The sequence below is a fragment of the Gluconacetobacter aggeris genome (assembly GCF_014174395.1).
Taxonomy (GTDB): domain Bacteria; phylum Pseudomonadota; class Alphaproteobacteria; order Acetobacterales; family Acetobacteraceae; genus Gluconacetobacter; species Gluconacetobacter aggeris.
The window spans coordinates 236,171-257,252 of the sequence record NZ_JABEQD010000005.1 but is presented as its reverse complement, the minus strand read 5'-3'; the positions used below and the strand labels follow the sequence as shown (position 1 = coordinate 257,252).

At 65.0% G+C, this 21,082-nt stretch carries 19 protein-coding genes and 1 tRNA gene; 5 read left to right on the top strand and 15 right to left on the bottom strand.

The features are described 5' to 3' along the window. The 4 genes from HLH36_RS10130 to HLH36_RS10115 all read right to left on the bottom strand — a co-directional run. A partial coding sequence (locus HLH36_RS10130) for a 1-deoxy-D-xylulose-5-phosphate synthase N-terminal domain-containing protein (RefSeq protein WP_275943780.1) occupies window positions 1-238 on the bottom strand: 238 nt, incomplete at its 3' end. 5 nt (window positions 239-243) lie between these two features. Next, window positions 244-1,179 (bottom strand): polyprenyl synthetase family protein, encoded by a 936-nt coding sequence (locus tag HLH36_RS10125; protein ID WP_182986247.1) that lies wholly within the window; start codon window positions 1,177-1,179, stop codon window positions 244-246. A gap of 7 nt (window positions 1,180-1,186) precedes the next feature. Next, on the bottom strand, window positions 1,187-1,417 hold the full coding sequence (locus HLH36_RS10120; protein WP_114728417.1) for an exodeoxyribonuclease VII small subunit: 231 nt from the start codon (window positions 1,415-1,417) through the stop codon (window positions 1,187-1,189). 141 nt (window positions 1,418-1,558) lie between these two features. Further along, window positions 1,559-1,804, bottom strand: coding sequence for a sulfurtransferase TusA family protein (locus HLH36_RS10115; protein WP_182986246.1), 246 nt, complete (start codon window positions 1,802-1,804; stop codon window positions 1,559-1,561). 125 nt (window positions 1,805-1,929) lie between these two features. On the opposite strand from HLH36_RS10115, the gene HLH36_RS10110 reads away from it, so the two are divergent. Next, window positions 1,930-2,844: an ROK family protein gene (locus HLH36_RS10110; RefSeq protein ID WP_182986245.1), complete on the top strand. Its 915-nt coding sequence runs from the start codon at window positions 1,930-1,932 to the stop codon at window positions 2,842-2,844. Window positions 2,845-2,921: 77 nt separating this feature from the next. Here HLH36_RS10110 and HLH36_RS10105 read toward each other — a convergent pair whose 3' ends face one another. Both HLH36_RS10105 and HLH36_RS10100 read right to left on the bottom strand, forming a co-directional pair. Next, a complete protein-coding gene (locus tag HLH36_RS10105; RefSeq protein ID WP_182986244.1) occupies window positions 2,922-3,713 on the bottom strand; it encodes an RlmE family RNA methyltransferase in 792 nt (263 codons plus the stop codon). Further along, window positions 3,710-4,762, bottom strand: coding sequence for a Ppx/GppA phosphatase family protein (locus HLH36_RS10100; protein WP_246376668.1), 1,053 nt, complete (start codon window positions 4,760-4,762; stop codon window positions 3,710-3,712). The genes HLH36_RS10105 and HLH36_RS10100 overlap by 4 nt, the downstream gene beginning before the upstream one ends. A 249-nt stretch (window positions 4,763-5,011) precedes the next feature. Between HLH36_RS10100 and HLH36_RS10095 the strand changes: the two genes are divergently transcribed. Then, a tRNA-Gln gene (locus HLH36_RS10095) sits at window positions 5,012-5,085 on the top strand. Between the two features lie 472 nt (window positions 5,086-5,557). Here HLH36_RS10095 and HLH36_RS10090 read toward each other — a convergent pair. Both HLH36_RS10090 and sthA read right to left on the bottom strand, forming a co-directional pair. Then, the gene (locus HLH36_RS10090) at window positions 5,558-7,069 is read right to left on the bottom strand and encodes a YifB family Mg chelatase-like AAA ATPase (protein WP_182986242.1); all 1,512 of its coding nucleotides are present in this window, start codon (window positions 7,067-7,069) and stop codon (window positions 5,558-5,560) included. Window positions 7,070-7,239: 170 nt separating this feature from the next. Then, a complete protein-coding gene (sthA, locus tag HLH36_RS10085) occupies window positions 7,240-8,742 on the bottom strand; it encodes a Si-specific NAD(P)(+) transhydrogenase (RefSeq protein ID WP_182986241.1) in 1,503 nt (500 codons plus the stop codon). Between the two features lie 197 nt (window positions 8,743-8,939). Between sthA and HLH36_RS10080 the strand changes: the two genes are divergently transcribed. Further along, window positions 8,940-10,226 (top strand): cation:proton antiporter, encoded by a 1,287-nt coding sequence (locus HLH36_RS10080; protein WP_182986240.1) that lies wholly within the window; start codon window positions 8,940-8,942, stop codon window positions 10,224-10,226. Here HLH36_RS10080 and HLH36_RS10075 read toward each other — a convergent pair. From HLH36_RS10075 to HLH36_RS10050, 6 genes are read right to left on the bottom strand one after another with little or no spacing between them, the layout of a single operon-like run. Beyond that, entirely contained in the window at window positions 10,199-10,888 is a 690-nt protein-coding gene (locus HLH36_RS10075; RefSeq protein ID WP_182986239.1) for a response regulator, read from the bottom strand. The two genes, HLH36_RS10080 and HLH36_RS10075, sit on opposite strands and share 28 nt — an antisense overlap. Further along, window positions 10,885-13,572, bottom strand: a complete 2,688-nt coding sequence (locus tag HLH36_RS10070) for a sensor histidine kinase (protein ID WP_182986238.1) — start codon at window positions 13,570-13,572, stop codon at window positions 10,885-10,887. Before HLH36_RS10070 ends, HLH36_RS10075 begins: the two co-directional genes overlap by 4 nt. A 2-nt stretch (window positions 13,573-13,574) precedes the next feature. Continuing rightward, a complete protein-coding gene (gene kdpC / locus HLH36_RS10065) occupies window positions 13,575-14,189 on the bottom strand; it encodes a potassium-transporting ATPase subunit KdpC (RefSeq protein ID WP_182986237.1) in 615 nt (204 codons plus the stop codon). Window positions 14,190-14,202: 13 nt separating this feature from the next. After that, window positions 14,203-16,278 (bottom strand): potassium-transporting ATPase subunit KdpB, encoded by a 2,076-nt coding sequence (gene kdpB / locus HLH36_RS10060; RefSeq protein WP_182986236.1) that lies wholly within the window; start codon window positions 16,276-16,278, stop codon window positions 14,203-14,205. Between the two features lie 17 nt (window positions 16,279-16,295). Next, a complete protein-coding gene (gene kdpA, locus HLH36_RS10055) occupies window positions 16,296-18,002 on the bottom strand; it encodes a potassium-transporting ATPase subunit KdpA (RefSeq protein WP_182986235.1) in 1,707 nt (568 codons plus the stop codon). A 4-nt stretch (window positions 18,003-18,006) separates the two neighbouring features. Beyond that, window positions 18,007-18,096 (bottom strand): potassium-transporting ATPase subunit F, encoded by a 90-nt coding sequence (locus HLH36_RS10050; protein ID WP_182964472.1) that lies wholly within the window; start codon window positions 18,094-18,096, stop codon window positions 18,007-18,009. A 324-nt stretch (window positions 18,097-18,420) separates the two neighbouring features. Here HLH36_RS10050 and HLH36_RS10045 point away from each other — a divergent pair, with 324 nt between their 5' ends. Both HLH36_RS10045 and HLH36_RS10040 read left to right on the top strand, forming a co-directional pair. Further along, window positions 18,421-19,680, top strand: coding sequence for an outer membrane beta-barrel protein (locus tag HLH36_RS10045; RefSeq protein ID WP_182986234.1), 1,260 nt, complete (start codon window positions 18,421-18,423; stop codon window positions 19,678-19,680). 86 nt (window positions 19,681-19,766) lie between these two features. After that, window positions 19,767-20,243: a phosphate-starvation-inducible PsiE family protein gene (locus HLH36_RS10040; RefSeq protein WP_182986233.1), complete on the top strand. Its 477-nt coding sequence runs from the start codon at window positions 19,767-19,769 to the stop codon at window positions 20,241-20,243. Between the two features lie 49 nt (window positions 20,244-20,292). Here HLH36_RS10040 and HLH36_RS10035 read toward each other — a convergent pair whose 3' ends face one another. Continuing rightward, the gene (locus HLH36_RS10035; protein WP_182986232.1) at window positions 20,293-21,072 is read right to left on the bottom strand and encodes a GIN domain-containing protein; all 780 of its coding nucleotides are present in this window, start codon (window positions 21,070-21,072) and stop codon (window positions 20,293-20,295) included. Window positions 21,073-21,082 lie beyond the last annotated feature (10 nt).

Here is a 21,082-nt window from a genome sequence, read left to right as displayed (position 1 = left end):
CGAACACCGCGTGCAGCGCCACCGTCAGCTCCACCACGCCCAGCGAGGCACCCAGATGGCCGCCGGTCGTCGAGACCGCGTCCACCGTCTCGGCCCGCAATTCCTCGGCCAGCTGGCGGAGCTGGTCCACCGACAGGTTGCGCAGGTCGCGCGGGGCGCTCACCCGGTCCAGAAGCGGAAAGCGGCCCATCGTCGGGATCGCGTCCGGGATCTCGGTGCCGGTCTTGTCTTCGGCCATGGTCTTCAGCTCCTGCGATCGACGACGTAACGGATCAGGTCCCGCAACCGGTCGGCTTCGGGTCCGAAGATATCAAGATGGGCTTCCGCCTGTTCGGCCACACGCCGCGCCTCGCGCGCCGCACCGTCGACCCCCAGAAGGGCGACATAGGTGGATTTGCCCGCCGCCTGGTCCTTGCCGGCGGTCTTGCCCAGTTCCTCGGCGCTGGCCGTGGCATCCAGCACGTCGTCGGCGATCTGGAAGGCGGCGCCCAGGTCACGCCCGTAGGCGGCGATGCGGGCGCGAACCGTCAGGTCCGCCTGGCCGAGAATCGCCCCGGCCTCGGCCGCGTAGCGGATCAGGCAGCCTGTCTTGAGCGCGTGCAGGCGCTCGACTTCCGGCAGGGACAGCGAGCGGCCTTCGCCTTCCATGTCGATCATCTGGCCGCCCACCATGCCGGCAGCGCCGGATGCGGCGGCCAGGGCTGCCACCAGGCGGATGCGAATGGCCGCGTCGGAGTGGGTCGCCTCGTCGGCCAGGATCTCGAACGCCATCGTCTGCAGCGCGTCGCCGGCCAGGATGGCGGTCGCTTCGTCGAACTTGCGGTGCGTCGAGGGCTGGCCACGGCGCAGATCGTCGTCATCCATTGCCGGCAGGTCGTCATGCACCAGCGAATAGGCGTGCAGCATCTCGACCGATGCCGCGACGCGATAGGACCGGGCGTCGTCCACGTCGAACAGGCTGGCGATTTCCGCCGTCAGGTAGCCGCGCAGGCGCTTGCCGCCACCCAGCGTGGCGTAACGCATGGCGTCGATAACGCGGCCCTCGGCGCCCGGTACGGGGGGCAGCAGGCGGTCGATCGCGGCTTCGACGGCCGTGGCCCGTGTCGACAGGGAAGACCGCAGCAGGCTGGCGCGGTCCGCGGTCTGCCCTGTCCGGGCGGTCGCTGTTGTGTGGCTCATCGGTACGTCAATCCATCGATTTCGTCTCCAGCGCGCCATCGGCACGCTGGATGATCGCCTGAACGCGGGCGTCGGCCTCGTTCAGCTTGCTCTCGCAGTGTCGTCTCAGGGCCGCCCCACGCTCGTAGGATGCGATGGCATCCTGGAGGCGAAGCTGTCCGCCTTCGAGCTTGCGCACGATGTCCTCAAGCTGCGCGAGGGCATCCTCGAAGGAAAGCTGGGACAGATCTTCCGTCATGGGTGCGGTTCTTCCATCATGAGGCGCAGGAATTACTCCCAGGTGGCCGCTTCTGCCAAGGGCATAGGGCGGATAGGGGGATTTTGTGCCACCTGTGGCATTTAGGGCACGTCTTTGGAACGAACACGCAAGTATCGCGTCCTAGCTGGCAGCCGGCGCTTCGGGCCGGCGTCGAATCACGAAGGACAGTACGCCGCCATCCTCGCCAAAGGCGATCAGGGCATGACCCGTTTCGCGGCAGAATGCCTGGAAATCCGCAACGCTGGCCCGGTCGGTCGCGATCACGCGCAACCGGTCGCCCGGCTGCATGCCACGCAGCGCCCGGTTGGCCTTGAGAACGGGCAGGGGGCAACTCAGCCCTTTGACGTCGAGCAGCATCTCGCTCATGGCAGCGGGCTCCGGAAGCGGCAGCGGATCGCGAGCCCTCTGCCTCGGGGTGACTTTACGGCACGGAAGGTCGCACCATAGAAGAAATGGCGACCATGGAAAATATCACGGCTGACAGGATGGATATGACCGGCTATCGGATCGGAATCGATTTTGGCGGAACGAAGATCGAAATCGCGGCGCTGGCCCGCGCGGACGGCAGGGAGCTGGTGCGGCGACGCATCGCCAATCCAGGCCATTATGCCGGCGCGGTGACGGCCATCCGCGACCTCGTCGCCGGAATGGATGCCGAACTGGGTGGCACGGGCACTGTCGGGATCGGCATCCCGGGCTCGATCAGTCCCGAAAGCGGCCTGATCAAGAACGCGAACGCGACCTGGCTGAACAACCAGCCCTTCGGGCGCGACCTGACCGAATCCGTCGGCCGAGAGGTCCGGGTCGAAAACGATGCCAATTGCTTTGCCCTGTCCGAGGCCGTGGATGGTGCCGGCGCCGGCCGCCGTGTCGTGCTGGGGGTGATTCTCGGCACGGGAATGGGTGGTGGACTGGTCGTGGACGGCAAGCTGCTGACCGGCGCGCACCATATCGCCGGCGAATGGGGCCATATTCCGCTGCCCTGGCCGCGAATCACGGAAATGCCGTTCCCCAAATGTTTCTGCGGCAATGAGGGCTGCCTGGAACGATTCCTGAGCGGACCGTCCCTGGCGCAGGACTGGAAAGGGCCGGGCCATCGCGACACCGCGGGAATCGAGGCAGCGGCCGAGGCAGGGGACATCGCCGCCATCGGCGCGCTGGACCGCTATGTGGACCGCCTGGCGCGGGCCTGCGCCATGGCGATCAACTTCCTGGACCCTGATGCCATCGTGCTGGGCGGCGGCGTGTCCAACCTGCTGTCGATCTACGCCCGCGTACCCCTGCTGATGCCGCGCTACGTCATCACACCGCAGTGCAATACGCCCGTCATCCGCAACCGGCACGGCGACAGTTCGGGCGTGCGCGGCGCCGCCTGGCTGTGGTCGGCGGACGAGGCCACATCGTAGGCAACCGCGAAGGCCGCCTGCCGAAGCACGGAAAACGCGCGCCGGATCGCCACCGGCGCGCGTTTACGAGCCCAAGCTCAGTCTTCAGACTGGCGGGGAAGAACCCGTTCAGGACGGAACCCGGTCGCGACGACATACAGCTCGCTCGATTCCTTGCGGCTGGCCGGCGGCTTGGCATGGCGGACGGTCGCAAAGGCGTGCTTCATCGGTTCCAGCATCTGCTTCTCCGACCCGCCCTGAAAGACCTTGGCAACGAATGTGCCGCCCGGCGCCAGCACCTTCAGCGCGAAATCCAGGGCCAGTTCTGCCAGGCCGAGAATGCGCAGATGATCGGTCGGCGCGTGCCCGGTGGTATTGGGCGCCATGTCGGACAGGACCAGATCGGCCGGACCGCCCAGCAACTCCGTCAGCCGGTCCGGCAGGTCCGGGTCGTTGAAATCGCCCTCGAGAATCGTCGCGCCGGCCACGGGGTCGACCGGCAGCAGGTCGACCCCGACGACATTGCTCGCGCCACGCTTGACGGCAACCTGCGTCCATCCGCCCGGGGCGGCACCCAGATCGACCACCCGCATGCCGGGACGGATCAGGTGAAAGCGGTCATCCAGTTCGATCAGCTTGAAGGCCGCGCGCGACCGCCAGCCCTGCTTGCGGGCCGCTTGTACATAGGGGTCGTTCAATTGCCGGTTGAGCCAGCGCTGCTGGGCCGTCGTTCGGCCACGGGCGGTGCGCAGGGAGACGGCCTGGCTCCGCGTAGCGCGCGCCGCGCCCGAATCTGCCGCCGCGTTGCCGCCGCCGGGGGTGGAACTGCTGCTGAGGGCCTTGCCGGGAACCCGTGACTTGCCGTTGCCGGACGGGGGACGCCGCTTCATGGAAGCGGTGCGCCCATCGCGGGCAGGCGGGACGATGCAAAGGGCAGGGGGGCTGGCGACGGCGGCAGGGCCATACTGGTCGAATCGTTGATCATGCGCAGCAGCATACCATCACGCAGGCCGCGATCGGCCACCATGATTTCCGGCACCGGCCATACGCGGTGGATCGCCTCGAAGATCGCGCAGCCTGGCATGACGTACTGGGCCCGGTCCGGACCGACGCACGGGTGCTGGCTCAATCCGGCCGGTCCCATGGCGGCCAGGGTGCGAATCGCCTCCAGGGCCGGTCCGGCCTCCAGAATCGTGCCGTCCACCGCCATCCGGCTGTAGCGGGTGAGGGACAAGGCGATGCTGGCCAGGGTCGTGACGGTGCCGCTGGTGCCGATCAGGCTGACATTGTCGCGGCTGATCTCGCGGCGGATGCAATGCACGGCCTCGAACGCCCGCAACTGGTTGGCGATCTGCTCGACCATCCGCTGGTAGCCCTGCTCGCTGAACGCGCTCTCGCCGAACTGCTCCGCCTGGGTGATCACCCCCGCCGGCAGGCTGAGATAGCCGCTGAGATCCTGGCGGCGCGTATGGCGGTCGGTGCGGACCCAGGCGATTTCGGTCGAACCGCCGCCGATATCGAACAGCAGCGCGCGGGTGCGGGTGGGGGATACCCGGTCGTCGTGCAGCAGCGCCGAACAGCTTTCCATCGCCAGTTCGGCCTCCTCGCGGGACGAGATGACGGTGATGTCCAGCCCGGTCTCGCGCCGCGCGCGTTCGATGAACGCGGCGCCGTTGCCCGCACGGCGGCAGGCTTCGGTCGCAACGGCGCGATAGCGGTACAGACGGCGGCGCTCCATGCGCATGGCGCAGACACGCAATGCCTCGATGGTGCGGTCCATCGCGTGAGGGCTGAGTTCCCCGGTCCGTTGCAGGCCTTCGCCCAGACGCACGATGCGATTGAAGCTGTCGACGACGCGAAAGCCGTCGGCGTGGGGGGCGGCGATCATCAGCCGGCAATTGTTCGTGCCAAGGTCGATCGCCCCGAACATGCCCGGCATGCTGCGATTCGCCCTGAATCCCGAAGCACGGGGGAGTCGCCTTGCCTCCTGGCCATCGCGCCAGGACATCGTATTGTCCATCGGACGGTCCCTTCGCCACACCGTATGCAGCATATAGTGTGTGCTGACCCGCACGCAGGGCAAGACAAATATGTCAGATTGCAAAAACAGCACGGAAAGGTGCTTGTCAGGTCGTACGGCCGATGCTATCAGCCCCTCACCGCACGGCACTAAGCCCGGTCACCCGGTTGGGGGATAGTTTAGCGGTAGAACTACCGGCTCTGACCCGGTCAGCCCTGGTTCGAATCCAGGTCCCCCAGCCAATATTTTCCTTTAAATCGCCAGATAAACCACTCTGCTCGACCGGGAATCCCATGCACGGATTTCATTGAGACCGAGTAGACGTTCCTGGTGCCATGCCTGGTCTTGTACCGGGTCTCGTCGTTCGCCGTTCAGCGACGGAATTGGGGACCTTACGACCTACCATCACGGCGGCGCGCACCCGGCTCCGGATCGACGGGGAAGCAGTCGGATACCGCGTCCGCGCAGGAGCATTCCAAGACTGGTTTCGGTATATGATTGGCCTGCACAATGCGCCGTCTGGGTGGCCTGATCATCCAATCGAGATTTCCATGCTCCGATAAAACTGACCGTGTTCAATCCAAAGTAAATATCAAAGTAATTGCACGACAAGAAAGCCGCTTAATATATATTATGCCAATTAATATTTATAAAAATGGTATATTTCTAATGAATACGAGTAATAAAAAAGAAGTATTTGTACATAATGACTAACTATACTTGCGATCGCCGGTCGGGGCGGCGCAGCCGGTAGGTCAGCGCTTCGGCGACATGGGGCTGGGTCGTTTCCGTTTCCGCCGCCAGGTCGGCGATGGTGCGCGCCACGCGCAGCAATCGCGTGAAGCCGCGCGCCGACAGGCGCAACCGGTCGGCGGCACGCACCGCATAATCGCGGGCGGTCGTGCTGATAGGGAACAGGTCGGGCGAGGCCTCGGCATTGGTCAGCCCGTCCTGGCGGGCGGCTTGGATCGTGCGCGCGGCCGCAACGCGCTGCGCCACCACGGCGCTGCTTTCGCCCGTCGGCAGACCCGCCAGTTCGGCGGGCGAAACCGGTTCGACATGCACGGTCATGTCCATCCGGTCCAGCATGGGTCCGGAAATGCGGGCCGTATAATCCTCGCCGCAACGCGGCGCCTTGCGGCATTCCTGGGTGGCATCTCCCAGATAGCCGCAACGGCACGGATTCATGGCCGCGACGAGTTGAAACCGGGCAGGGTAGGTGACGTGGCCCGACGCCCGAGCCACCGTGATGGTTCCGGTTTCGATCGGCTGGCGTAGCGCTTCCAGCGCCGGGCGAGAAAATTCCGGCAGTTCGTCGAGGAACAGTACCCCGCGATGGGCCAGGCTGACTTCGCCAGGCTTGATCCGGCTGCCGCCACCCACCAGCGCAACCTGGCTGGTCGAATGATGCGGATCGCGAAAGGGCGGCCGGAAGATGGGCAACCCCATGGGGAGCTGGCCGGAAATGCTGTGAATCCGGCTGATCTCCAGAATCTCGGCGCTCGTCAGGTCGGGCAGCAGCGAGGGGAGGCGCGCCGCCAGCATCGATTTGCCGGCACCGGGCGGCCCGGTCATCAGCAGCGAATGCGCCCCGGCGGCCGCGATTTCCAACGCCCGCCGCGCCGTTTCCATGCCGCGCACATCCGCCAGGTCCGGCCCGCTTGCCAGGTCGAACGGCAGGCGAGCCGGCAGTTCGACCGACGGCAGGACCTGTTCGCCGGTCAGATGGTTCACCAGCGCCAGCAGGCAGTCCGCCGCAACGATGTCCAGACCTTCACCAGCCCAGCGCGCCTCAGCCCCTTGCTGCGCACCGCAGATCAGGCCGCGCGACTGGTCCACCGCGCTCAGGGCCGCAGGCAATACGCCCGGGACCGGATTGATCCGGCCATCGAGCGACAATTCGCCGATCGCCCCATAGCGTCCGCTTTCCTCGGGCGGGACGACCGCCATCGCCGTCAGCAGGGCCAGCGCGATCGGCAGGTCGAAATGCGAACCTTCCTTGACGATGTTGGCGGGTGCGAGATTGACCACGATCCGCTTGGCCGGCAGCGCCAGGCCCATGGCCGCCAGCGCCGCACGCACGCGCTCGCGCGCTTCGGCCACAGCCTTGTCGGCCAGGCCGACGATCAGGAAGGACGGTAGACCGGTCGCAAGCTGCACCTCGACCCGCACGGGAATGGCGTCGATGCCCGACAGGGCGAAGCCCAGTACGGAAGAAATGGTCATGCGGCTCCAATCGCCGGAAAATCTTCTATGACGATGTTGTAGCGCAGAAAGCCGCCCGCGAAACCCCATGGCCGCGCCGACCGTGGCACGGATATAAGTTGGCATAATATATATTATACGACTTTCGGCAGTCAGCGCCGGATAGGAACGCAGCGCCCTAAGCCCGCGCTTCAGGACGTCTTTTTCCGCGCTCCATGCCCGTTCGGCCGCCGTGTTGCGCGTCGAGGTGCTGATTCTGGTGGTGAGACCGCTGGTGATATCCCTTCAACGGGATCGCGTGGCGTGATCCGGTTCCACACATCCAGCGCGGCGATCTTGTAAGCCTCCGCGAAGGTCGGGTAATTGAATGTCGCCTCGATGAAATATTCGACGCTGCCGGCGAAATTCAGGACCGCCTGACCGATATGGATCAGTTCGGTCGCCCCTTCCCCCACAATATGCACGCCCAGAAGCCGGTGCCCTTCCAGCGCGACGACGAGCTTCAGGAATCCCTCCGTCTTTCCCATGATGACGCCGCGCGAGGTTTCGCGGAACCGGGCGATACCGGTCTCGTAAGGGATCTTCCGCGCCCGGGTTTCCTCCTCCGACAGGCCGACGGTGGAGATTTCGGGCACCGCATAGATGCCGTAGGGAAAGAATTTCGGCGCGGGCGGCACAGGCTGGCCGCAGGCATGGCAGGCGGCGATGCGTCCCTGTTCCATCGAGGTGGAGGCCAGTGCGGGAAAGCCGATAACGTCTCCGGCGGCGTAAATGTTCGGAATTTCGGTCTGGAACGTGATCGGATCGACCGTCAGGCGACCGCGCGCGTCGGCCGTCAGTCCGGCGGCCTCCAGGTTCAGGGCATCCGTGGCGCCCTGTCGGCCGCCTGTATAAAGCAGCAGATCCGCCCGCACGCGCCGCCCGCCCTCCAGGATGGCCACGGGCTGCTCCGCCTCGATCACGATCGATTCCACCGTACTGCCCAGGCGGAAATTGACCCCGCGATCGCGCAGTTGATGCACGAATTCCTCTATGGTTTCATGGTCCATGAATTCCAGCACATGCTCGCGCTGGTCCACGATCGTCACGCGCACACCCAGCGCGCTGAAGATCGTTGCGTATTCAATACCGATGACGCCCCCGCCGATCACGGTCAGCGAACGTGGCAGGCATGTCAGGCGCGTCATGCCGTCGCTGTCGATGATATGGGCGTCATCGAAAGGCACATAGGCGGGCCGGTGCGGCACCGAGCCCACGGCAATGACGATGGCACGCCCCCTCACCCGTTGCTCCGTGCCCTCTTCCCCGCTGATCGACAGCGTATGGCGATCGAGAAAGCGTGCCACCCCGTGGACCACGACGATGTCGTTGCGGGCGAACTGGTGCTCCAGCACCTCCACCTCTCCCTGGATCGTCTTGATCAGGCGCGTACTCAAATCCTGTGCGTCGATGGATTTCTTTACGCAGTAATTGTGCCCGTAGATGCCGCGCTCCCGCCAGCCGGTCAGGTTCAGGATCGTCTCGCGCAACGTCTTGGACGGGATGGTCCCGGTATGAACCGACACCCCGCCCACCTGGGCTTGCCGTTCGATCACCAGCACGGAGCGCCCGAACTTCGATGCCTGAACCGCCGCCCGCCGCCCCGAGGGGCCGGAACCGATGACGATCAGATCGTAATCATACGCAATTGTCATGACGCTCGGCCCCAAACGTACCCGCCACGGGGCACCTGACATGGGCATGACGCCGGCATCGCCTGCCAGGTTGCCTTGTCATTCATCAGGTGGACGGCATTCAGCCTTTCCATTCCCAACGATGGACCAGAAGGGCTGTTCCCCGCAGGGCCGCCGAACAGCTTGACAGGCGCGCGATCACCCGGAAGGCATGATCCATGAACGCCCTCGGCCTTTTTGCCCTCCTCGCGACGCTGTCCACGCTGTTCAGCGTAGTCAACCATCGGACGCTGCGCCTGCCGATGACGATCGGGGTGCTGGTGATCTCGCTGGCCGTGTCGCTGGCGATCATGGCGCTGGACCCGTTGATCCCGTCCCATGACCTTCACCTGCTCCCCCGTTCGCTGCTCGGGGCGATCGACCTGCCCAGGACATTGCTGGACGGCGCGCTGTCGTTGCTGCTGTTCGCCGGAGCGATGCAGGTCGATCTGCACCATATGTTTTCGCGCGCCGCGTCCGTCACGGCCCTGGCGGTGCTGGGCACGGTCTTTGCGGTCGGTCTGCTGGCCGTGTCCGCCTGGTGTGCCTTCCCGTTGTTCGGGCGGCCGGTGCCGTTCGTGTGGTGCGTGGTGCTGGGTGCGATCCTGGCGCCGACCGACCCGGTATCGGTCGTGGGCATGCTGCGGCGGCTGGGGCTGCCTGCGCCGCTACAGGCGATCTTCGCCGGAGAAAGCCTGTTCAACGACGGCGTCGGGGTGGTGATCTTTGGTGTTACGATCGGGCTGGCGACCGGCGATACCGCTTCCCTGTCGGCAGCCGATATCGCGACCCGCTTCCTGCTTCAGGCCGTCGGCGGCGGCCTGCTGGGCGCGCTGACGGGCTGGATCGCGCTACGCCTGGTCCGGGGCGTCGATGATGCGCATATCGACCTTCTGGCCACGCTTGCCCTGGCCTCGGGCACATTCGCGCTGGCCAATCACCTGCACCTGTCCGGGCCGATCGCCGTGGTCGTGGCCGGCATGAGCCTGGGCACGCGTTACGGCCACGTTGCGATACGGGACCATTCGCGCACCGAGCTTCTGGCATTCTGGTCCATGGTCGACGAGATGCTGAACGTCCTGCTCTTCCTGCTGATCGGTTTCGAAATCCTCGAGGTCACGCCGCACCTATCCTCTCTTCTGGCGACGCTGGCCATCATTCCGCTATCGATTGCCGCGCGCGGACTCAGCGTGCTGGGCGCGACGCTGCCGGTCTATCTCCGCAACCGCGATCGCTGGCGGGCACTGGTCGTTCTGACATGGGGCGGCTTGCGGGGCGGGATTTCGGTCTCGCTGGCGCTCGGCCTGCCGGCCGGGGCGTTGCGCGACACGCTGCTGCCGGTCTGCTATGGGGTGGTGGTGTTCACCATCCTCGTCCAGGGATTGACGATGGAACGTGTGGCCGGACGCCTGTATCCCGCCGCGGCGGAACAGGATGATCACGGATCAGTGACGACCAGACGATAGCCGATCCCGGTTTCCGTCACGATATGGGCAGGCCGTTCGGGATCGGCTTCCAGCTTCTGTCTGATCTGGCGGATATAGACCCGCAATTGCTGCACGTCGCCGCCCGCCCCCCAGAGCTGGCCGAGGATATGCCGGTGGGTCAGCACGCGGCCGGCATGCTGCACCAGCAGTCGCATGATGTCCCATTCGCGCGGCGACAGCCTGATTTCCTGCCCATCGCGGAATATATGCCGCCGCACGAGATCGACGCTCAGATCTCCTGAGGTGAAGACCGGTGTTGTCCCCTCCTTCTGTAACCCGTGACGCAGCGCGGTGCGCAGCCGGGCGACCAGTTCGGCCATGCTGAATGGCTTGGTGACATAATCGTCCGCCCCGAGTTCCAGCGCGGCCACTTTGCCGCGTTCGTCCTCGCGCACGGACAGCACGACGATCGGCAGGCTCGAACCGCCGCCGCGCAGGCGACGGATGACCTCCATCCCGTCCATGTCCGGCAGGCCGAGATCCAGCAGCATGATGTCCGCCCTGCCCTGCCGCGCCTGTTCCAACCCCGACGTACCGGTTTCGGCCTCCATGGTCCGCCAGGATTGCGCGCCCAGACTGGTCCGCAGCAGGCGCCGGATCGCGGGCTCGTCATCCACGATCAGCACGCATGGGTCGCTCATGGGGCTTTTTCCTCCGTCAGGGGGAAAGATATCATGAATTCGGCGCCGCTCCGACCGTGACGGTTGCCGGCGCCGATCGTGCCCCCCATCGCCTCAATGAAACCGCGCGCGATCGCCAGCCCCAGCCCGGTTCCCGGCCGCGACCGGTCGGCGGCGTGCAGGCGGGCGAATTTGCTGAAGACCCGGTCGGGGTCCTGTACGGGCAGTCCGGGCCCCTCGTCGCGCAGGCATATATGCAGGCGACCATCCGCACGGGCGACGTCGATCTCGATCCGTGTGCCCGGCGGTGTGTATTTCGCGGCATTGTCCAGCAGGTTGAACAGGGCCTGCTCCAGAAGCACGTCGTCCAGCAGCAGCAATGGCAGATCCCGATCGATCTGAAGCGTGACCGTATGCCGGACGAGCATCCGTGCCGCGCGCGCCAGCGCGCTGCCCACGACCTCGCCGACATCGACCTGCTCTTTTCGTGGTGCCAGCCCCCCGGCTTCCAGCCGCGTCATGTCCAGCAGGTTAGCGACAAAGCGGTTCAGGCGTTCCGCCTCGTCGCGGATGGTGGTGATCAGGTCGTGACGGTCCCCGGCCGACAGCAATGCGTCATAGCTGTCAAGGCTGGATGCTGCCCCCAGGATCGAGGCCAGCGGCGTACGCAGATCATGCGAGATCGAGGTCAGCAGGGCTCCACGCAGCTTTTCGGTTTCCGCATGCAGGCGTGCGCGGTCCAGATCCTCGGCCAGTGTGATGCGCTCGATCGCCACCGCTGCCTGATCGCCCAGCGCATCGAGCAGTCTCTGCTGTTCGGGGTCGAGCAGCGGGCCGGACCGGTCGGCATCCAGACCGATCACCGCGACGGGCCCGTGCCCGGTACGCAGCGGTACGAACAGCCGGCGCGCGCCGGGAAGATTATCGGAATCCCGCCCCGCCGTGCGATCGTGGCGCCAGGCCCAGGTCGCCGCCGCCAGATCAGAGGGGCCCAACGCCTCGCCCGGTATGTAGGACGCCGTGACATGCAGCGCATCGCCACCTGGCAGCAGGATGACCGCGTTCATATCCAGCATCGTCGCAATCTGGTGGCAGGTGGTCCACAGCAGTTCGTCCATCGTGACGATACCGGCCAGCTTGCGGCTGAACTGGTACAGCGCTTCGGTAATCTCGGCCCGATGGCGGGCGACGACGGCCTGGCTGCGCACGCGCGCGCCCAGATGGCTGGCGATGACCGACGTGGCGGAGAAGAAGACCAGGGCTACGACATTATCCGGTGCCACGATGGTGAATGTATAGAGCGGCGGCAGGAAGAAGAAATTGAAGCACAGCATCGCCAGGACGGAAGCCCAGAGCGAGGGCCATAACCCGTTCGCCACCGCCACCCAGAGGATGCCCGTCAGGAACACCAGCGAGACATTGTTCACCGCCAGCCCCTGCCGCAGTGCCATCGCCACCCCCAGGGCCATGGCGATGATGCCGGAACCGGACAGGAATGGCCCGATACTGCGCTTTGCCCGCGGGCGGGCCGCGCCCAGCTCGGCCTCATCGTCCGATGCGGCGCGCACCACATGGATCGGAATCTGTCCGTCCGACTGGATCAGTTGACCGGTCGTCGAACGCCATGCCCAGGGAAAGACCCAGTCGAGCCACGGAAGAGGCGTGGGGCGTCCGGCAATGATCTGCGTGACGTTATGCGTCCGCGCATAGGCCAGGGCATCAGCCGCCACATCCTGTCCTGGGATCGTGACGGTTTCAGCCCCCATCGACTGTGCCAGATGCATGCGCGCGGCCATGCCGGCGCGGGCATCGTTACCGATATCGCGGTTGGTTTCGACATGCAGCACGATCCACGGAGCATGGAAGCGATCAGCCAGCCGCTTGGCATAGCGCAGCAGGCTGGCGTCACGGTCCTGTAGTGTCAGGCAAACCATGATGCGTTCGCCGGCCGCCCAGGGCCCGGCGATCGCATTGGCCTTCATATGGTCGACCAATTGAGCATCGACCTGCTGGGCAGTCTGGCGCAAGGCCAGTTCGCGCAGCGCCGTCAGGTTTCCTGGCGAGAAATAATGCAGTATCGCCCGCCCGGCGGTCTGCGGGGCATAGATCTTGCCGTCCCGCATACGCTGCAACAGGTCGGTGGGAGTCAGGTCGATCAGTTCGATCTCGTCCGCGCGGTTCAGCACTATGTCGGGCACGGTCTCGCGCACCCGGACATGGGTGATGCTGGCGACGACGTCATTCAGGCTTTCCAGATGCTGGATATTGACCGTGCTGAGAACGTCGATCCCCGCTTCCAGCAATTCCTCGACATCCATCCAGCGCTTGGGGTGGCGCGATCCCGGCACGTTTGTATGCGCCAGTTCGTCAACCAGGACGATCCGTGGATGGCGCGCCAGGATCGCGTCCAGGTCCATTTCCCATAATACTTGGCCACGATAAGGCACGGCGCGGCGGGGAACGCTTTCCAGCCCTTCAAGCAGGGCGGCGGTTTCCGGGCGGTCGTGTGTTTCCACCAGCCCCACCACGACATCGCTTCCGTCGCGCGCCATCTGGTGCGCAACGGTCAGCATCTCGAACGTCTTGCCCACTCCCGGCGCCGCGCCGAGGAATATCTTCAGATGGCCGCGCTGCCGCGTTCCGGTCAGTTTTTCCGTCTGCCGCAGCAGGGCGTCCGGATCGGGGCGGTCAGTCCGGTCATCCATAACTACTGTCCCGCATCGAGGGCGAGGTTGAGCGCCAGCACGTTGACATGGGGCTCGCCCAGCCAGCCCATCATCGGTTGCCGGATCATCTGCACCACCAGGCCACGCACGCGCATCTCGGGCAGATGGCGGGCCAGGGCCACACGACGCACCTGGAAGAACGCGGCCTCGGGCGAGATATCGGGGTCCAGCCCGCTGGCCGATGTCGTCACGAGGTCGGCCGGGATCTTCCACCCCTCGCGGATCGCATCGGGATTGTCGGCCCCGATCGCCGCCGCGCCGGCGCTGACCCGCGCGACGAGGGATCGGGAGGTCGGCCCGAGATTGGAGCCCACGGACGCCGCCGCATTATAGGGCGTCGGCACCGATTTCGATGGATCGGCCGGGTCAACGCCGCTGGTCGCCGAGGGGCGTGGATGGAAATAGCGGTCGGACGTGAAGTTCTGGCCGATCAGGGCCGAGCCGACCGGATGGCCATCGCGGATGATGATGCTGCCCTGGGCCTGATGCGAAAAGAGCAGATTGGCGACCGCCGTCAGGCCAAGCGGATAGGCCAGCCCGGTCAGGGTCGACAGAAGAGCGAACAGGACCAGTGCGGGACGGATATGACGTATCATGGTCATGTTATCCTCATACAAGACCAAGGCTGGTGACGAGCATGTCGATCAGCTTGATGCCGACGAAGGGGGCAACCAGTCCACCCAGGCCGTAGACGAGAAGATTGCGTCGCAGCAGCGCCTCGGCGCCCACGGGCCGGTAATGCACGCCCCGCAGCGCCAGGGGAATCAGCGCGACGATGATCAGCGCGTTGAAGATGATCGCGGACAGGATCGCGCTTTGCGGCGTGACCAGATGCATGATGTTGAGCGCCCCCAACTGCGGATAGAAGCCGATGAACATCGCCGGGATGATCGCGAAATATTTCGCGACATCATTGGCGATGGAGAAAGTCGTCAGCGCGCCCCGGGTCATCAGCAACTGCTTGCCGATCCCCACGATCTCGATCAGCTTGGTCGGGTCGCTGTCCAGATCGACCATGTTTCCTGCCTCGCGCGCCGCCATGGTGCCGGTATTCATGGCCACGCCCACATCGGCCTGGGCCAGGGCGGGCGCGTCGTTCGTGCCGTCGCCGCACATCGCCACCAGCTTGCCGTCTGCCTGCTCCCTGCGGATCAGCGTCAGCTTCGCCTCGGGTGTGGCCTGGGCCAGGAAATCGTCTACCCCGCTTTCCGCCGCGATCGCCGCCGCCGTCAGCGGGTTGTCGCCGGTGATCATCACGGTGCGGATCCCCATCCGGCGCAGTTCGGCGAAGCGCTCTCGGATACCGCCCTTCACCACGTCCTTCAGATGCACCACGCCCAGCAAGCGCCCCCCATCGACCACGGCCAGCGGGGTACCGCCGCCACGGGCGACAGTTTCGGCAATGTCGCGCAGCGCGCGTTCGGCCGGCCCCGGCGGCACGGTGGCCAGCACGCTGTCCACCGCGCCCTTGCGGATCTGGCGGGTCCCGATATCGACGCCGCTCATACGCGTCTGCGCGGTGAAGGGCACGAAATGCGCGTCCAGCGCATGCATCTCCCGGCCCCGAATGTCGAAGCGCTCCTTGGCCAGCACGACGATCGACCGGCCTTCCGGCGTCTCGTCCGCCAGCGAGGCAAGTTGCGCGGTGTCGGCCAGCTCCCGCGCCATGATCCCTGGCACCGGTATGAAATCGGCCGCCTGGCGATCGCCGATGGTGATCGTCCCGGTCTTGTCCAGCAGCAGCGTATCGACATCACCGGCTGCCTCCACCGCGCGTCCCGACATGGCCAGCACGTTGAAACGGATCAACCGGTCCATGCCGGCAATGCCGATCGCGGAGAGAAGGCCGCCGATGGTCGTGGGAATGAGCGTCACAAACAGCGCAACCAGGATCAGCACGCTGATATGCCCACCCGCGTAGGCGGCGAAGCTGGGAATGGTCGCGACCGCGAAGATGAAGATCAGCGTCATGCCCGCCAGCAGGATCGTCAGCGCGATCTCGTTCGGTGTCTTCTGCCGCTGTGCCCCTTCGACCAGCGCAATCATCCGGTCCAGGAACGTCGATCCCTGGGCGGCGGTGATCCGCACGATGATCCAGTCGGACAGCACGCGGGTACCTCCGGTCACCGCCGAACGATCGCCGCCGCTCTCGCGGATTACAGGCGCGGATTCGCCCGTGATCGCGGATTCGTCGACCGAGGCGATGCCGTCGATCACCTCTCCGTCGCTCGGGACGAAATCGCCGGCTTCCACCAGCACGACGTCACCGGGCTGCAGTTCCGGCGCCGGGATCTGCTGGTACAGACCCAACCGCGTATAGGCGCCCATATCATTGGCCAGGAGACGCCTGGCCCGTGTTTCGGTGCGAGTACGGCGCAGGCTGTCGGCCTGCGCCTTGCCGCGCCCTTCGGCGATGGCTTCGGCGAAATTGGCGAACAGCAGCGTGAACCACAGCCACAGATTGATCTGGATCGCGAAGCCGGGCTGCGGTGCATGGGTCAGCAGGTCGCGTACCAGCAGGATCGTGGTCAGGATCGTCACGATCTCGACCACGAACATCACGGGATTGCGCCACATGATTCGGGGATCGAGTTTGCGAAAGCTCTCGACGATCGCGGGCAGGATCAGGTCAGCCCGCCTCAGGCTGCCCTGCCGCTCCGACGAATGGGAAGAATGGGTGTTCATCGCAGGAAATCCACCAGTCACGAGAAGATGCCGCGCAGCATCGAGAGATGTTCGACGATCGGGCCCAGCGCCAGCGCCGGCAGGAAGGTCAGGCCGCCGACAATCAGGATCACGCCGGTGACCAGCCCGATGAACAGGCCGCTATCGGTGGGAAACGTACCCGAGGTCGTGGGAACGTTCTTCTTGACCGCCATGGCGCCGGCAATCGCAAGGACGGGCACGATCACGAAGAACCGGCCGATCATCATCCCGATGCCCAGCGTGACATTCCAGAACGGGTTGGCCGTCAGGCCCGAAAAGGCGCTGCCATTGTTGGCGGCGGCGGAAGTATAGGCGTAGAGCGCCTCCGAAAATCCATGCGGTCCGGCAGCCGACAGGGCCGAAGTGCCGGGACCCACCACCACCGCCAGGGCGGTAAAGCCGAGCATGACCAACGGCAGGCACAGCACGGCCAGCATCGTCATCTTCAACTCGCGCGCCTCGATCTTCTTGCCGAGATATTCGGGCGTCCGCCCCACCATCAGGCCGGCCATGAACACGGCGATGATCGCGAACAGGATAAAGCCGTAGAGCCCGGACCCCACGCCGCCGAAGATGATTTCGCCCAGCATCATGTTGACCAGAGGCACCATTCCGCCCAGCGGCAGGAAGCTTTCATGCATCGCGTTCACCGCGCCGCATGACGCATCCGTGGTCACGGCGGCGAACAGCGCGGAACCCACGATACCGAAACGGACCTCCTTGCCTTCCATATTGCCCTGGATCGGATCGATCCCCAGCGCGGCAAAGGCCGGATTGGCATGGGACTCAGACCAGTAGAGAATGCCGGCCCCCACCATGAACAGGACAGACATCGCCGCGAAGATCGTCCAGCCCTGCTGTTCGTTGCCCACCATCCGGCCGAACATGTTGGTCAGCCCGGCCCCGAGCGCGAAGATGCAGACCATCTGTACGAAATTGGTCAGGGCATCGGGGTTCTCGAACGGATGGGCGGAATTGGTATTGAAGAAACCGCCCCCGTTGGTGCCCAGCATCTTGATCGCCTCCTGCGATGCCACAGGCCCCAACGCGATGGTCTGGTGCGCGCCTTCCAGCGTTGTCGCGTCGACCACGCCCGACAGGCTTTGCGGCACGCCCTGCCAGACGAAGAACAGAGCCAGCACGACGCAGGCAGGCAACAGGACATAGAGCGTAAGCCGCGTCAGATCGGCCCAGAAATTGCCGATCGTTCCGGCCTCGCGACGAGTGAAGCCGCGGATGACAGCCGCCGCGACGGCGATGCCGGCGGCGGCCGAGACGAAATTCTGTGCTGTCAGCGCCAGCATCTGGCTGAGATGACTCATCGTCGTCTCGCCCGCATAGCTCTGCCAGTTGGTGTTGGTCAGAAAGCTGATGGCGGTGTTGTAGGCCAGGTCCGGCGCCACCGCCGCCTGTCCAGCCGGATTCAGGGGCAGGTGCGCCTGTAGCCGCAGGATCAGATAGACCGCGACGAAGCACACAAGCTTGAAGGCCAGGACCGCAAGGGCATACTGGCTCCAGGATTGTTCCTCGTCCGGGTTGACGCCGGACAGGCGATAGAACGCACGTTCCAGCGGCCCGAGGATATGGCTGGGCAGCGTGTGCTCGCCCGCCAGCACCCGTGTCAGCATGCCGCCGACCGGTCGTGCCAGCACGACGATCGTCAGGAAAAAGACCAAGATGGTGGTCCAGCCGGTCACGGACATGGCATCAGAACCTTTCCGGACGGACGAGAACCGCGGTGACGTAGGCCAGAAGTCCGACCGTCACCATGGCCCCCAGAATGAGATCGAGGTTCATTGCCTTCAGATCCTCGCACACGCCGCCACGAAGCCGACGCATACGGCGAACCCGACCAGGCCCAGGGTGAAATAGAAAAAATCGAGCATGGGACATCTCCCTTGGAAACAGCGGGATTATCCATCCGATCGTCATAGGGATGAGAGAGGGGGATCGGCGCGATCCCATAGGAAACTCATAGGAATTCGGCCAAATCGCCCCTGCGTCGCGCCTCATGGCCTTGCAACGGCCTGATCGGCCGGCCTAGCTCTGCACGGCACCGGCCGGCTGCCGCCCGTTCAACCGGGCGAAGAGACGCACCCCCGTTCATTCGAGAACAGGACAATGATGAAATCCATTCATGCCACTCTCCGTCGCCCTGCGACGCGGGACAGGCTGCTGCCGGCCCTGACAGGCATCCTATTTACGATCGGCCATCTGACCGGCGCGCGCGCCGGGACGATCCAGGACTGGTGGAGCGGCGTGACGCTGCACGAACAGATCGAGGGTGGCATCAACGCCAACCCCGCCCGGCCGGCAAACGGCAATAATTTTGGTGAATTCATCGGCGATCATGCCAATCAGGCGCAACTCGATCAAATCACCATGGCCGTGGCGCGCGCCGTGGACCAGAGCGCGCCCACCTATCAGATCGGCTTCAAGGTCAAGGCCTTGTATGGTGCCGATGCCCGATATTACGAAATCGCGGGCATCACTGACCGGATGATGAGCGGGCGATACCAGTTCATGCCCGCCGAGGCCCATCTGGACATGCATCTGCCCTGGCTGACGCGGCACGGGCTGGACATGCAGGCCGGCATCCTGGGCTCGCCGATGGGGGTGGAAACGCTGGACCCCGCCACCCGCCCTTTCTACACGCTGGCATACACCACCCAGTATTCGACGCCCTTCGAACATGTCGGGGCGATGTTCCAGTGGCATGCCACGGACCGGTTCGATGTGCTGTTCGGGGTCGATACCGGCAACCAGGTCTCGTTCGGCCGAGCCGACAACAACGCCGCCGCCGCCGGCTATTTCGGCCTTTCGGGCACCGGCTTCGCGGACGGGCGCCTGTCCTTCGTCTATCTTGGCCGCGTGGGGCCGGAAAATGCCGTGCGCGCGCTAGGGAATCGTGCCAACAGCGCGCAGCGGTTCTGGAACGATCTGAACGCAACCTACAAGATCGGCGACCGCCTGTCGGTGACCGGCGAATTCAACGCCCTGCATGACGAGGGCATACGTGCCGATACCTACAGTTTCGTCAGTTTCCTGAGCTATCAGGTCACGCCGTCGCTCACGTTCAATTATCGTGGCGAGATCTACCGCGACAATACCGGGCTGGTCGTGACCAGTTTCCTGGGCAACGACGCCTACATGCACGCGACGCTCGGCAAGCCGGCGGACACGCAATCCGCCCCGCCGACGACCTATGGCGCGCTGACGCTGGGCCTGACCTGGCATCCTTCACCCGGTCATGGCGTCAGCCTGTTCGAGATCCGTCCGGAAATCCGCTTCGACCGCTCGCTGAGCGGTACGACCCCGTTCAACGATCTGCGCAACGCCGGCATGTTCACGTTCGGCGGGGATGCGGTGTTGGGCTTCTGACCCATCACGGAAATTTGCTATATAGGCGCAATTAAAGTCGGGTCGGTCGCGGTTCCGTCTTCGCGGCCACGGTAAAGGGAGTCTTCATGATCGAGCGCATACCGGGTTTCATCAGGGTCGGCACGCTCTTCGACCTGTTCGAGGAAATCGCGATGCTGGTCCTGACCCTCTGCATCGCGGCGGTCGCCTGCGTCGGCCTGCTGCATGTGGTGGTGGCCGTCATCCACCTGCTGCTCACCACCGGCTTGCAGCCGACCGACCCGTCTGTCCTCCAGGGCATTTTCGGCCTGTTTTTTACCGTCCTGATCGCGCTGGAATTCAAGCACTCCATTCTGGTTATGCCTCAGGCGCCGTCACACAGCCTGATCCGCATGCGGTCGGTGCTGTTGATCGGCATGATGGCGACCGTTCGTAAATTCATCGTTCTCGACCTCAGCGGCGTGAACGTCATGGAAATGCTGGCGCTGTCGGCGGCCGTGCTGGCCCTGGGGGGCGTCTACTGGCTGGTACGTTCGAAATCCGTCACACCGAACGAAGTGGAACCGCAGTTACACGAGCCCTGAGCCACGACATGTTGGGGAAGGATTACCACCCTCCCCCGTATTGCCCTGGTCAGAGCTGAACGTCGCCCTCTTTTGTCTTCACTTCCGGCTTGTCACGGTCGCTGCCGTGATCGTCATGATTGCCGTCATCGACCGTTATGGAGCCGATGCCGCTGATCTCCTTCGTCAGGGATGCCGGCTTGCGGGTCAGTTCCACGGCCCCGACGCCGCTGAGGCGGACGGAAGCGTGCCCGCTCGGCCCGATGCTGACATGCCCGGCGCCGGAGATCCCGACATCCGCATCGCGCACCACCATGTCCGACAGGTCGGCCTGCGCCGCACCCGCAACCCTCAGCGTCACCATGTCCGCCTTGCCGTGCCCGGTCACGCTGCCAGCCCCCTCCACGGTCAGGGATAGGCGGTCCACCGCCACGTCGTTCAGCGTCAGCGATCCGGCGGAGCGCAGGGTCAGCGTCTTGAGGGCCGGCGCGGTGACGACGATCCGCAGATGGCCATTGTGCCAGTGATGGTGCGAGACATGGTCCAGGGCGAGCACGTCGCCGTTCAGCGTCACCCGGTCGACGATATCGCTTGCCCCGCTGACGGTGATGCCGGGGGCGGGTCCTTGCGTATAGACGATGCTGGCCGGGAGTTCGAAGGTCAGCGCCTCGCCGCCCTTCCAGTCGAGCTTGTGCGAGGCCGCCTGCGCCGCCGGTGCATCGTCGTCATCATCCAGCAGGTCCATGGCGGAAAAATGCCAGTTGGTCGGGCCGCGTACCGCCGCAACCCCGAAACAGGCCATGGACAGGGCCGCGCCCCCCACCGCCACCAGAATGAGTCCACGTATCATTGGAATCTCC